The organism is Cellulosimicrobium composti (genome assembly GCF_010287905.1).
GTDB classification, from domain to species: Bacteria; Actinomycetota; Actinomycetes; order Actinomycetales; family Cellulomonadaceae; genus Cellulosimicrobium; species Cellulosimicrobium composti.
This window is the reverse complement of record NZ_JAAFAN010000088.1, coordinates 1-11,634: the sequence shown is the minus strand read 5'-3', so window position 1 is coordinate 11,634 and position 11,634 is coordinate 1. Positions and strand designations below refer to the sequence as shown.

Genomic DNA, 11,634 nt, shown 5'->3' with positions numbered 1-11,634 from the left:
GGGGGGGGGGGGGGGGCGCCCCCGCGGCCCCCCCGCCCGGGCGCCGGGGCGGGGGGGGGGGGGGCGGGGGGGGGGGGGGGGGGGCGGCCCCCCCCCCCACGACGTTCCCCACGACGACGTGGACGTCCCCGAGAACGGTGAACCCTTGTCCGCTCCCCCTGCCACCACGATCCCGCGCTGGGTGAAGGTCGTCGCCGGCGTGCTGTCGCTCGCCGCCGCGGCACACCTCGCCGTGACGGCGCTCTGGGTCGCCCCGAGCAGCGTCGTCCCGCGGGCGGTCTCCGCCCCCCTGTCCGGCTACATGGAGCCGGTCTTCCAGCAGAACTGGTCCCTCTTCGCCCCGACCCCGATCCGCGTCGAGAACTCGCTCGAGGTCCGCTTCCTCGACGCCGACCTCGAGGCCACCGACTGGGTCGACGCCACCGCGCTCGAGCTGACGACGCTCACGCACCACGTCCTGCCGTCGCGCGCCGGCCGCCCGACGCGCGCGCTCGTGACCGACGCGCGCGCCCAGCTCACGCGGCTCTCGCCCGAGGAGCTCGCCGTGCTCGGTGGGCACTACCACCACGACGCCTGGCCCCGCCTGCGCGAGGCGCTGCTCGCCGTCGACGGACCGTCGTCCGCGGCGCGCATCGACCGGGTCCTCACGTACGACAAGGTCATGGCGGCGTACGCGACCGAGCTCGCGCGCGCGACCGAGACCGCCGTCGAGCCGGCCTACGTGCAGTTCCGCATCGTGCGCCAGCCGGCGCGCCCGTTCGCCGACCGCGGCGGCGAGCTGCCGGAGCCGACGGTCCTGACGTTCGGCCGTCGCCCGATGTACGAGTTCTCGGGTCAGGACTCGGAGTCCTTCACGGCCGCCGTCGAGAGGTTCCGCTCGTGAGCGCGCCGACCACCGCCCGCGCGGTGACCTTCGTCCGCGGCCGCTCCGACGCCGCCCTCCACTGGGTCGCCGACGCGCGGCGCGCGACGTACGGCACCGCGCTCGTGCGGATCGCGTTCGGGGCGGGCGCCGTCGTCTTCCTCCTGGCGAACGCCGCCGACCGCGACTACCTGTGGGGGCGGGCCGCCCGGTGGGCGGCCCCGCTGGCCGACGACGGCGGCTTCAGCGGACCGTTCGCCCTGTACTCGGGCGGCCTGGACGGCACGACCCTCACGCTGGCGTACGCGGCGCTGCTCGTGACGGCCGTGCTGTTCACGCTCGGCTGGCACACCCGGTGGGTCGCCCCGCTCCTGCTCGTGCAGTGGGTGAGCCTCCTCGAGTCGAATCCGCTCGTGGGCGACCAGAGCGACAACATCTTCCGGATCCTGCTGCTCTACCTGTGCTTCGCGGACCTGTCCGGTCGCTGGTCGCTCGACGCCCGCAGGCGTCGCCGGCTCGTCGCCCGGTACGGGGCTCCGCGACCCCTGGGCCGCCTCGGCACCGCGGGACTCAACGCGACGCTCGACCAGCTCGGCACGCTCGTGCACAACCTCGCGGTCGTCACGGCCTGCGCGCAGATCTGCCTCGTCTACGTCGCGTCGGGCCTCTACAAGGCGCAGGGCGCCCGGTGGCAGGACGGCACCGCGATCTACTACCCCATGCAGCTCAGCCACTACCGCCCGTGGCCGGCGCTGAACGACCTCCTCGCGCAGAGCACCGTCATGGTCGCGCTCGCGACGTGGTTCTCCGTCCTCGTCCAGCTCCTCTTCCCGGTCCTGCTCCTGTGGCGGTGGACGCGGGTCGCCGCGATCGGCGGCGTGCTCGCCATGCACGCGGGCATCGCCGTCGTCATGGGGCTGCCGTTCTTCTCGCTGTTCATGATGGCGGGCGACTGCCTGTTCGTCCGTGACGCGACGTTCGCGCGCGGCGAGGCGTGGGTGCGGTCGAGGCTGCGGCGCGGGGACGCGTCCGGCACCGCCGACGACGCACCTCCCGCGCCGTTCCGGGCGCGGCGCCCTCAGGGCGCGGTCGCGCGGCGCTGACCCGAGCACGACGGCGCCCCACTGGCAGGACCGGTGGGGCGCCGTCGTACGTCCGGGGAGGGTCAGCCGACCCGGTGCAGCCAGCGGACGGGTGCGCCCGCCCCCGCGTAGCGGAAGGGCTCGAGCTCGTCGTCCCACGCCTTGCCCAGCGCGAGGTGCAGGGCGTCGCGCATCGCCCACGGCTCGCTCACCTGCTCGAGCGCGGCGCGGATGCGGTCCTCGGGGACCACGATGTTGCCGTGCACGTCCGTCTGGGCGTAGAAGATGCCGAGGTCCGGCGTGTGCGACCAGCGACCGCCGTCGACCCCGTGGCTGGGCTCCTCGGTCACCTCGTAGCGCAGGTGCGACCAGCCGCGCAGCGCCGACGCGAGGCGCGCGCCCGTGCCCTGCGGCCCCTGCCACGAGTACTCGGCCCGGTAGAGGCCGCGCGCGGCGGGCTGCTCGGTCCAGTCGAGCGACACGCGCACGCCGAGGACGTTGCCCGCGGCCCACTCCATGTGCGGGCACAGAGCACGCGGTGCTGAGTGCACGTAAAGAACACCGCGGGTGATGGCACCGGCCATGTCTGCCTCCCTAGGTCGAGGTTGCGTCTTCCCCAACGTCCTCACCGAGGGTGGTGTCACAGCACGTCACAGGTACGTCGCGGCGTGTCTCGTGCCCATCTTGCACGACATCGCGCGTTCGCGCGAGAGATCTGCCGGGCGTGCCCGGCGGCGCTCAGGGAGCGGCCGTCACAGGTGCTCGCGCAGCTCGCGCATCGCCTTCTTGCGCACGGCGCGGTCGAGACGGTCGAGGTAGAGCATCCCGTCCAGGTGGTCGCACTCGTGCTGGAGGCACCGGGCCATGAGCTCGGTCCCCTCGACGACGACCTCGTTGCCGTCGAGGTCCGTGCCCACGACGCGCGCGTACCAGGCGCGCCGCGTCGGGTACCAGAGGTTCGGGACGGACAGGCAGCCCTCGTCGCCGTCCTGGTAGTCGTCGGAGAGCTCGACGATGCGCGGGTTGAGCACGTACCCGATCTCGTCGTCGATGTTCCAGGAGAACGCCCGGAGGTTGACGCCGATCTGGTTGGCGGCGAGCCCGGCGCGCCCCTCGTGGTCGACGGTCTCGACGAGGTCGGCGACGAGCGAGCGCACGCGGTCGTCGATCGTGGTGATCTCGTCGCAGGGGGTGCGGAGCACGGGGTCCGGGATGGTCCGGATCTCTCTCATCGCCATGGTGCACATTCTTCCATGCGCACGACGGCGGACGGCCGGCATCCCCCGGCGGTGCGTGGGGCTCGCGTCACATGCGCGCGTAGCGGGCCCGGGCGAACGAGTAGACGCCGTACGCGGCGAAGCCGAGCCCGACGGCGACGACGAGCACCGCCCCGAACGGCTGCGCGGCGAGCGTCGCGAACGCGGCGTCGAGCCCGCCCGCCTGCTCGGGGTCGTGCTGCACGGCGGCGACGACGAACAGCGCGCCGAGCACGCCGAGGGCGACGCCCTTCGCGATGTAGCCGACCCGCCCGAGCGTGACGACGGCACGACCGACGTGACCGCTCGTGCCGCCCTGGAGGTCCTCGAGGAACTTCTTCCGCCAGCCCTTGACCACGTGGTAGACGCCGCCCGCGACGATCCCGAGGCCCACGGCTCCGACGAGGAGCGTGCCGCCGGGCTTCTCCATGAGCGTCGCGGTGAAGCTCGACTCCTGGCCGGAACCTCCCGCGGCCCCGGTGACGACCTGGACGGCGAGGACGCCGAGCGCGAGGTAGAGCACGGCCTTGCCCGCCGCCTTGAGCCGGTCCGACGTCTCGGCGCCGCCGCTGAACGCGACGGTGAGCTGCCAGAGGCCGAGCGCGGCGAACGCGACGACCGCGAACCAGAGGAGCGCGGTGCCGCCCGGGGTCTGGGCGATCGCGGTGAGCGCGCCCGTCTGGTCCGCCTGCTCGCTCGACGCCGAGCCCGTCGCCACCTGCACGGCGAGGATCCCGACGACGACGTGCAGCAGCCCGCTCACGGCGTACCCGCCGCGGGCCAGGAGCTTGAGCGTCCTGCTGCTCCGCGCGCCCTGTGCTGCCGCCTTGCCCGTCGAGCCGATGCTCTGTGCCACGGGAACCTCCTCGATCGTCGCCGGACGCGGCCCCCGCGCGCCGCCGGCCACTCCCACCGGCGCGGACACGCTGCCAGACCTCGGAGCCGCTCGCACGCCGGCGGCGCTCTCCGAGCGTGCTGATCACGATTTGGTAACGTCGATCGAATGCCCCTGCAGAAACCACGCCTCGCGGTGCTCGACGGACTTCGGTTCGCCGCGGCCTCGGCCGTGCTCGTGTACCACTTCGTCGCCGTGAACCACCACGCCTGGGGCGAGCGGACGAGCGAGTCGCTGCCCGGCGTCCAGGGCGTCACCGCCTACGGCTCGTTCGGCGTCCAGCTCTTCTTCGTCGTCTCCGGGTTCGTCATCCTCATGACGGCGTGGGGCCGGGACGTCCGGGCGTTCGTGGCGTCGCGCGCCGGGCGGCTCTTCCCCGCCTACTGGGCGTCGGTCCTGCTCACGCTCGCGCTGCTCGTCCTCGTGGTCCCGGGGCGGCGGAACGTCGACCTCCCGCAGGCGGCCGCCAACCTCACCATGGTCCAGCGCGCGTTCGGGATCCCGGACCTCGAGGCCGTGTACTGGACGCTCTGGTCCGAGCTGCGGTTCTACGTGCTCGCCGGGGTGCTCGTCGCCGTCGGCCTCACCCGCGCGCGCGTCGTCGCGTTCGTCGTGCTGTGGCCCGTCGCGGGCGCGATCGCCACGCAGACGGGATCCGAGCTGCTCGCGACCGTGCTCGTCGCTCCCGACGCCCCGCTCTTCGCCGGCGGCATGGCGCTCTACCTCCTCACGCGCGACCGCCGCTCCCCCGTGCTCTGGCTCGCGCTCGCGCTCGACGTCGTCCTCGCCGCCGCGGTCTCCGGGCGGATCCAGGCCGCGCGCATCGAGAACAGCACGGACGTCGTCGTCTCCCCCGCGACGTGGTGGGTCGCGATCGTCCTGTGCTTCGCCGTCGTCGCGGTCGCGACGCTCACGCCGCTCGCCCGGGTGTCGTGGGGCTGGCTCACGGCGCTCGGCGCGCTCACGTACCCGCTCTACCTCGTGCACTCGTCGTGGGGACGGTGGGTCATCGAGTCCGTCCACCCGTACCTCTCGCGGGCCGCGACGCTCGCGGTCGCGGCCGCGGTCTGCGTGCTCCTCGCCGGGGTGGTGCACCGCGCCGTCGAGCGGCCGCTCGGTCCGCGGCTGCGCCACGCGCTCGACCGGGACCTGCGCCGGGACGCGCGGGAGCCGGACCGCCGCCCGGCGGCGCCTCACGACGAGGCGGTCCCCGCGAGGTAGTCGCGCAGCACGACCGCCTGGTTGTGCTCGGTGTCCCGCGCCCCGAACAGCAGCGTGACCACCGGGTGCTGCGCGACGACGTCGCGCAGCCGGGCGACCGCGTCGCCGTTCGCGTCGAGCTCGGCCCGGTAGCGCTCGACGAACTCGTCGAAGAGCCGCTCCTCGTGGTGGAACCACTGCCGCAGCTCGGTCGACGGCGCGACGTCCTTGAGCCACAGGTCCACGTGCGCGCGCTCCTTGCTCACGCCGCGGGGCCAGAGCCGGTCGACGAGCACCCGGAACCCGTCGCCGTCGTCGGCGGGCTCGTGCACGCGCTTGGTCCGTACCGTCATGAGGCCATGACACCGCGCGCCCCGGCGGACCGCATCCGCACCGTTCCCGGTGCCCCGTGCAGGACTTGAACCCGCGACCGAGAGATTATGAGTCTCCTGCTCTGACCAGCTGAGCTAACGGGGCGCGCGGGCAGCATACCGGCCCCGCCCGGCGTGCGGACCGGGAGCGGCTACGGTGGGCACGTGTCCTGGTTCCGCCGCCCCTCGCTCCCCGACCCCGTCCGGCGTGCGCTCGGCGTGCCGGCCCCCGACCGCGTGCTCGCGTCGGCCGAGCTGACCGACGGGTCGTGGGCGGTCGCGACGCGCGCCGAGCTCCTCACGAGCGACGCCGCGGGCGGGACCGTCGTGCGCCGCCCCTGGTCCGACGTGGACCGCGCGGGGTACGCACCCGAGACGGCCACGATCACGGTCACATGGGTCGACGGAACGCCGCCGCTCGCCCTGCGCCTCGCCGACCCGCGGCGCACGACGCTCGCGCAGACCCTGCGCGAGCGCGTGCAGTCGTCGGTCGTGCTCTCCGAGACCGTGACGTTCGCCGCAGGGCTCACGGCACGCGTCGCGGTGCGCCGCGACGGCGAGGGCGCGCTCTTCTCGCAGGTCGTCGCGGACCCGGGGCTCGACCTCACGGACCCCGAGGTGACGGACCGGGTGGACGCCGCCGAGGGCCGGGTCCGGTCGGCGTCCGGACTACCCCTCTGAGCCTGCTAGAGTTTTCCCCGGCCGCCACGGTGAACGCCGTGACAGCCGCTCGATCCCGCGTAGCTCAGCTGGCAGAGCATCCGACTGTTAATCGGACGGTCGTAGGTTCAAGTCCTACCGCGGGAGCCTCAGCACCGGCCCCGGCCCGCACCAGCGGTCCGGGGCCGAGTCGTCTCCCGGCCCGTATTCCCGGCCCGCCTCGCCCGCCCGGGAATACCTGACGGTTGCCCGAGGCTTTCGTAGGTCGTGACCACGACGCCCGCCGCCGCGATCGGCCTGCGCTCCGAGCGCGGGCCCGTCCTGCTCGCCCTCATGCTGTCCACCGCGCTCGTCGCGCTCGACGCCACGATCATCGCGACCGCGTCCGCCACGATCGCCCGCGAGCTCGGCGGGTTCGCCCAGCTTCCCTGGCTGTTCTCGAGCTATCTGCTCGCGCAGGCGGTCGGCACCCCGGTCTTCGGCCGGCTGTCCGACGTCCTGGGTCGCAAGCGCCTCATGCTCGCCGGGGTCGCCCTGTTCTTCCTCGGGTCGGTGCTGTGCGGGTTCGCGTGGTCGATGTCGGCGCTCGTCGCGGGACGCGTGCTCCAGGGGCTCGGCGCGGGCGCGGTCATGCCGGTGTCGCAGACCGTCGCCGCCGACATCTACACGCTCGAGGAGCGCGCGAAGGCGCAGGGCTACCTCGCGTCGGTGTGGGCGATCTCGTCCGTCGTCGGCCCGACGCTCGGCGGCGTGTTCTCCGAGTTCGTGAGCTGGCGCTGGATCTTCTTCGTCAACGTGCCGCTGTGCGCCCTCGCCGCGTGGATGCTGCTGCGCCGGTACCACGAGACGCCGCGCGAGGGGGCGCGCGAGCCGATCGACTACCTCGGCGCCGTGCTCCTCACGAGCGGCAGCACGCTCCTGCTGCTCGGCCTGCTCGAGGGCGGGTCCTCGTGGGCGTGGGCCTCCCCCGCGTCGGTCGGCGTCCTCGGGGCCGCGGTCGTGCTGCTCGGCGTCTTCGCCGCGCACGCGCGCCGCACGCGCTACCCCGTCGTCGACCTCGCCATCCTGCGCCGCCGCGTGGTCGGCGTCTCGACGGCGATCTCGCTGCTCGTCGGCGTCATCGTCCTCGCCCTGTCCACGTACGTGCCGATCTACGCGCAGGGCGTCCTCGGCGTCGGCCCGCTCGTCGCCGGGTTCGCGCTCGCCGCGATGACCGTCGGGTGGCCGATCTCCGCCTCGAACGCCGGCCGGCTCTACCTGCGGGTCGGGTTCCGTTGGACGGCCGTCGTCGGCTCCGCGCTCGTGCTCACGGGCACGGCCCTCACCCTGCTGCTCGGCGCGACCTCCCCGGTCGTCGCGATCGCCGCGACCACGTTCGTCGTCGGCGTCGGCATGGGCCTCACCGCCGTCCCGACCCTCATCGCCGCCCAGTCGTCGGCAGCGTTCACCGAGCGCGGCGCCGTGACGGGCACCAACATGTTCGCGCGGTCGCTCGGCTCGGCCGTGGGCGTCGCGGTGTGCGGGGCGATCGTCAACGCGCGCACGACGCTCGGCGCGGACGGCACGCCCGAGGGCCCGGGCCTCATGTCGGCGATCCACGTCGTCTTCCTCGTGCTCGCCGCGAGCGCCGCCGTCCTCGTCGCCCTCGCAGCGCTCATGCCCGCCGACCGGCAGGCCGCGCGCGACCGCCGCGCCGCCCACGCCGCACGCACGGCGGACGCCGTCGCCTGAGCCGCGGGGCCGCTCGCGTCAGGCGATCTCGCCCTCGCGCAGCGTGCGCCGCTCCGCCTCGAGCGCGAGCAGCGCCGCGAACGCCTCCTGGTACGCGGCGAGGTCGGCCGCGGGGTCCAGGCGCTGGAGCCTGCTCTTCGCGTCGGCCACGCGCCGCGTGAGCCCGAGGTCCACGAGGCCCCGCACGACGCCCGCGACGTAGCCCCCGACGACGTCCTCCCGGTCCTCGGGCAGGGGCGCGACCGCGAGCTCGGTGACGAGGGCGCGCACGGGCTCCGCGGCCTGCTCGACGACGGCCTCGACCCAGTGGCCCGGTCCGAGCCGCACGCCCTCGCGCACGCCGCCGGCCGCGCGGATCGCGGCGTGCACGGCGCGCCACGCGGGGACGGCGAACGCGTCCTCGCCCAGGTCGTCGAACATCGCCGGGACGTGCTGGGGGTACTGCAGGACGCCCACGAGCGCGAGCCGCTCGCGACGCGCGATCGGGTCCCGCGGGTCCGGGGCGGGCAGGGCGGGCACCGTCGGCTCGGCCTCGGCCGCGTCGGGGCGCGCGTCGTCGCTGCGCGCGGAGCGCACCGGGCCCGGGGTGCCGCGGCGCGCGGCGGACGCGACCTCGCGGCGCACGTCCTCGGTGTCGATGCCGATCCAGCGGGCGAGCGAGCGCGCGTACCCGAGCTGCATGGACCGGTCGCGGATCCCCGCGACGAGCGGCGCCGCCGCGCGCAGGGCGCCCACGCGCCCCTCGACCGTGTCGAGGTCGAACGACTCGAGCGTGGTGCGGATGACGAACTCGAAGAGGGGCTGGCGCCCGTCGACGAGCGCGCGCACCGCGTCCGGCCCGCGCGACATGCGCAGCTCGCACGGGTCCATCCCGCTCGGCTCGACCGCGACGAAGGTCTGCGCGTGGAAGCGCTGGTCCTCGCCGAACGCGCGCACGGCCGCCTTCTGCCCGGCGGCGTCGCCGTCGAACGTGAAGATCACCTCACCGCCGAGGGACGCGCCGGAGGCGAGCTGGAGCCCGCCGCCCGCGGTCGTGTCGCCGAGGAGGCGGCGGACGATGCGCGCGTGGTCGGCGCCGAACGCGGTGCCGCACGTCGCGACGGCGGTCGTCACGCCCGACAGGTGCGCCGCCATGACGTCGGTGTACCCCTCGACCACGACGACGCGCTTCTGCTTGGCGATCTCGCGCTTGGCGAGGTCGATGCCGTACAGCACGTGCGACTTCTTGTAGAGCGACGTCTCCGGGGTGTTGAGGTACTTGGGGCCCTGGTCCTCGTCGTACAGGCGCCGCGCGCCGAAGCCCACGATCTCGCCCGTGACGTCGCGGATGGGCCACATGAGGCGGCCGCGGAACCGGTCGTAGATGCCGCGCTGGCCCTGGCTCACGAGACCGGACGCGACGAGCTCGGCCTGCGTGAAGCCGCGGCCCTGCAGGTGGCGCTGGAGGTTGTCCCACCCCGTCGGCGCGTACCCGACGCCGAAGTGCTCGGCGTCGCCGCGCCCGAAGCTGCGCTCGGCGAGGAACGCGCGCGCGGCCTGGGCGCCCGGGGCGAAGAGCTGCTCGGCGAAGTACTGCGCCGCGACGCGGTGGGCCTCGAGCAGCCGCTGGCGCCGCCCGGGCTCCTCGCGCGGGCGCTGCGGGCCGCCGGAGTCCTCGTAGCGGAGCTGGATCCCGACGCGGTCCGCGAGGTACTCGACGGCCTCGACGAACGTGAGCCCGTCGATCTTCTGGACGAACGAGATGACGTCGCCGCCCTCGCCGCACCCGAAGCAGTGCCAGCGCCCGACGCCGGGGCGCACGTGGAACGACGGCGAGCGCTCGTCGTGGAACGGGCACAGGCCCTTGAGCGATCCGACGCCCGCCGTCTTGAGCGTGACGTGCGCGGAGACGATCTCGTCGATCCGTGCGCGGTCGCGGACGGCTTCCACGTCCTCGCGTCGGATCAGGCCTGCCACGAGGCGAGTCTATGCGCCGCGGACGGACGTCGGGGGCGGCCCGGGCGCGGGATCCGTCACCCGGCCGCGGACCCGACGAGCGCGGCGCGCGACGCGGCGCACCGGCGCGCGTAGGCGCCGGGCGTCGAGCCCGTCGCGCGCGCGAAGTCCGTGCCGAGGTGGGCCTGGTCGTAGTAGCCGACGGCCGTCGCGAGCGCTGCGAGGTCCTGGTCCGGGTCGGCCGCGAGGAGGTCGGCCGCGAGGTGCACGCGGTGGCGTTGCAGGACCCATTTGGGGCTCACGCCCACGTACGTCGCGAACAGGCGCTGGAGCGACCGCGGCGACGTGCCCACGACGGCGGCGAGGTCCGCGACGCCCGCACCGGGCCCGAGGTCGCCGCGCACGAGCGCCGCGAGCACGCGCGCCACGCGGTCGAGGTCCTGCGTCGACCGCGACGTCCGGGCACGCGCGGCCCGCGCGCGCAGGAGCGGCTCCACCGTGCGCGCCGCGTCCTCGTCACTGCCGGCGACCGCGAGGGCGAGCGCCGCCGCCCCGGTGCGCGCCGCCGTCGGGCCGAGGAACGTGGCCGCGGGCACGCGGACGCCGGGACGGACCGCGTCCGGGTGCCCGAGCAGGACCCGGAACGCGCCGGGTCGCAGCTTGGTCCCGACGACGGCCCCCGACCCGGTGAGCGTGCGCTCGAACAGGCCGGGCGGGACGCCGTGGGCCGCGTACCCGGACTCCTCCGCGACGACGTTGGCGACGGGGTGCGGCACGAGCACCTGCGTGAACGACGTCCCGGGCGGCAGGTCCCAGCGCACGACCCAGTGCCGCTCGACGAGGTCCGCGAGGTCCGGCGCGGGTGCGACCCGCACGAGCTCGAACCCTGCCCGCGCCGCGGCCGGGTCGACGAGGCCGCGCACGGACGTCGTCGGGCCGTGCGTGCGCGAGGCCTCGGGCGGGCCGTCGTCGAACACCTGTCGCATTCCTCCAAGACTGGCACGACCCGCCGACACGAGCATGGGAGTCACGGCCCGCCACCGCGGGCGACCACGACGAGGAGGACACCATGGAGATGTCGGCACTGCACCCCAACGTCACGGTGAGCGGCGCGCGCGAGGCGATCGCCTTCTACGAGGCGGCGCTCGGGGCCGAGGTGGTCGACACCATCACGGCGGGCGACGTCGTGATCCACTCCGACCTGCGGCTCGTCTCCGCGGCGGGGACGAGCACGTTCACGGTCGCGGAGGCGTTCCCGCCGGACTCGGCCGCGCCGGAGCCCGGCGCGCCGACGCACGCGTCGTTCACCGTGCCGGTCGAGGACACCGACGCCGCGTACGCGCGGGCGCTCGCGGCCGGCGCGTCGAGCCTCGCGGAGCCGTCGGACTGGTTCGAGGGGTTCCGCCAGGCCGCGGTCCGCGACCCGTTCGGGCACCGCTGGTACTTCGCGACGGTCGCGGACTCCGTGACCGCGCAGGACGTGCAGCGCGCGAGCGACGCCTGGGTCGCCGAGCGCGGCTGACCGGGGACCGGGCCGTGGGGGGGGGGGGGGGGGGGGGGGGGGGGGGGGGCGGGGGGGGGGGGGGGGGGGCGGGGGCGGGGGGGGGGGGGGCGGCGGGGGGGCGCCCCCCCCCCCCCCGCC

12 protein-coding genes and 2 tRNA genes are annotated in these 11,634 nt (G+C 75.1%); 7 read left to right on the top strand and 7 right to left on the bottom strand.

All coding sequences use genetic code 11. From position 1 onward, the window contains the following. Positions 1-145: 145 nt before the first annotated feature. Entirely contained in the window at positions 146-883 is a 738-nt protein-coding gene (locus GYH36_RS17685; protein WP_162290529.1) for a DUF5819 family protein, read from the top strand. Beyond that, positions 880-1,965: an HTTM domain-containing protein gene (locus tag GYH36_RS17680; protein ID WP_051471677.1), complete on the top strand. Its 1,086-nt coding sequence runs from the start codon at positions 880-882 to the stop codon at positions 1,963-1,965. The genes GYH36_RS17685 and GYH36_RS17680 overlap by 4 nt, the downstream gene beginning before the upstream one ends. 62 nt (positions 1,966-2,027) lie before the next feature. Here the strand turns inward: GYH36_RS17680 and GYH36_RS17675 are convergent, their stop codons facing one another. From GYH36_RS17675 to GYH36_RS17665, 3 genes are all read right to left on the bottom strand, one after another. After that, positions 2,028-2,528 carry a DUF3145 domain-containing protein gene (locus GYH36_RS17675; protein ID WP_021481145.1) on the bottom strand — a complete coding sequence of 167 codons (501 nt, stop codon included), beginning with the start codon at positions 2,526-2,528 and terminating at the stop codon, positions 2,028-2,030. A 168-nt stretch (positions 2,529-2,696) separates the two neighbouring features. Then, complete coding sequence (gene def, locus GYH36_RS17670) at positions 2,697-3,182, bottom strand: peptide deformylase (protein ID WP_024840882.1); 486 nt, start codon at positions 3,180-3,182, stop codon at positions 2,697-2,699. 67 nt (positions 3,183-3,249) lie between these two features. Beyond that, positions 3,250-4,056: a DUF1206 domain-containing protein gene (locus tag GYH36_RS17665; RefSeq protein WP_312028701.1), complete on the bottom strand. Its 807-nt coding sequence runs from the start codon at positions 4,054-4,056 to the stop codon at positions 3,250-3,252. Between the two features lie 147 nt (positions 4,057-4,203). Between GYH36_RS17665 and GYH36_RS17660 the strand changes: the two genes are divergently transcribed. Then, the gene (locus GYH36_RS17660; RefSeq protein WP_162290528.1) at positions 4,204-5,316 is read left to right on the top strand and encodes an acyltransferase family protein; all 1,113 of its coding nucleotides are present in this window, start codon (positions 4,204-4,206) and stop codon (positions 5,314-5,316) included. Here GYH36_RS17660 and GYH36_RS17655 read toward each other — a convergent pair. Together GYH36_RS17655 and GYH36_RS17650 are read right to left on the bottom strand one after the other, a co-directional pair. Then, positions 5,289-5,648 carry a DUF488 domain-containing protein gene (locus GYH36_RS17655; RefSeq protein WP_024840879.1) on the bottom strand — a complete coding sequence of 120 codons (360 nt, stop codon included), beginning with the start codon at positions 5,646-5,648 and terminating at the stop codon, positions 5,289-5,291. The genes GYH36_RS17660 and GYH36_RS17655 overlap by 28 nt on opposite strands. 50 nt (positions 5,649-5,698) lie before the next feature. Next, positions 5,699-5,772, bottom strand: a tRNA-Ile gene (locus GYH36_RS17650). A gap of 59 nt (positions 5,773-5,831) precedes the next feature. On the opposite strand from GYH36_RS17650, the gene GYH36_RS17645 reads away from it, so the two are divergent. The 3 genes from GYH36_RS17645 (at position 5,832) to GYH36_RS17635 (ending at position 8,057) form a co-directional block, all read left to right on the top strand. Continuing rightward, complete coding sequence (locus GYH36_RS17645) at positions 5,832-6,347, top strand: hypothetical protein (RefSeq protein WP_162290527.1); 516 nt, start codon at positions 5,832-5,834, stop codon at positions 6,345-6,347. A gap of 53 nt (positions 6,348-6,400) precedes the next feature. Further along, positions 6,401-6,473, top strand: a tRNA-Asn gene (locus tag GYH36_RS17640). Between the two features lie 120 nt (positions 6,474-6,593). Continuing rightward, positions 6,594-8,057, top strand: a complete 1,464-nt coding sequence (locus GYH36_RS17635) for an MDR family MFS transporter (RefSeq protein ID WP_024840877.1) — start codon at positions 6,594-6,596, stop codon at positions 8,055-8,057. 18 nt (positions 8,058-8,075) lie between these two features. On the opposite strand, the gene dnaG is transcribed toward GYH36_RS17635, so the two are convergent. Beyond that, entirely contained in the window at positions 8,076-10,013 is a 1,938-nt protein-coding gene (dnaG, locus tag GYH36_RS17630; protein WP_162290526.1) for a DNA primase, read from the bottom strand. A 56-nt stretch (positions 10,014-10,069) separates the two neighbouring features. Then, on the bottom strand, positions 10,070-10,978 hold the full coding sequence (locus tag GYH36_RS17625) for an AraC family transcriptional regulator (RefSeq protein WP_162290525.1): 909 nt from the start codon (positions 10,976-10,978) through the stop codon (positions 10,070-10,072). 83 nt (positions 10,979-11,061) lie between these two features. On the opposite strand from GYH36_RS17625, the gene GYH36_RS17620 reads away from it, so the two are divergent. After that, positions 11,062-11,514, top strand: coding sequence for a VOC family protein (locus GYH36_RS17620; protein ID WP_024840874.1), 453 nt, complete (start codon positions 11,062-11,064; stop codon positions 11,512-11,514). Positions 11,515-11,634: the final 120 nt, after the last annotated feature.

What these genes read in the sequence shown, in the direction of transcription:
- GYH36_RS17675 (WP_021481145.1), bottom strand. Translation starts at nt 2,528, where the DNA reads ATGGCCGGTGCCATCACCCGCGGTGTTCTTTACGTGCACTCAGCACCG.
- def (WP_024840882.1), bottom strand. Translation starts at nt 3,182, where the DNA reads ATGGCGATGAGAGAGATCCGGACCATCCCGGACCCCGTGCTCCGCACC.
- GYH36_RS17660 (WP_162290528.1), top strand. Translation starts at nt 4,204, where the DNA reads ATGCCCCTGCAGAAACCACGCCTCGCGGTGCTCGACGGACTTCGGTTC.
- GYH36_RS17655 (WP_024840879.1), bottom strand. Translation starts at nt 5,648, where the DNA reads ATGACGGTACGGACCAAGCGCGTGCACGAGCCCGCCGACGACGGCGAC.
- GYH36_RS17625 (WP_162290525.1), bottom strand. Translation starts at nt 10,978, where the DNA reads ATGCGACAGGTGTTCGACGACGGCCCGCCCGAGGCCTCGCGCACGCAC.
- GYH36_RS17620 (WP_024840874.1), top strand. Translation starts at nt 11,062, where the DNA reads ATGGAGATGTCGGCACTGCACCCCAACGTCACGGTGAGCGGCGCGCGC.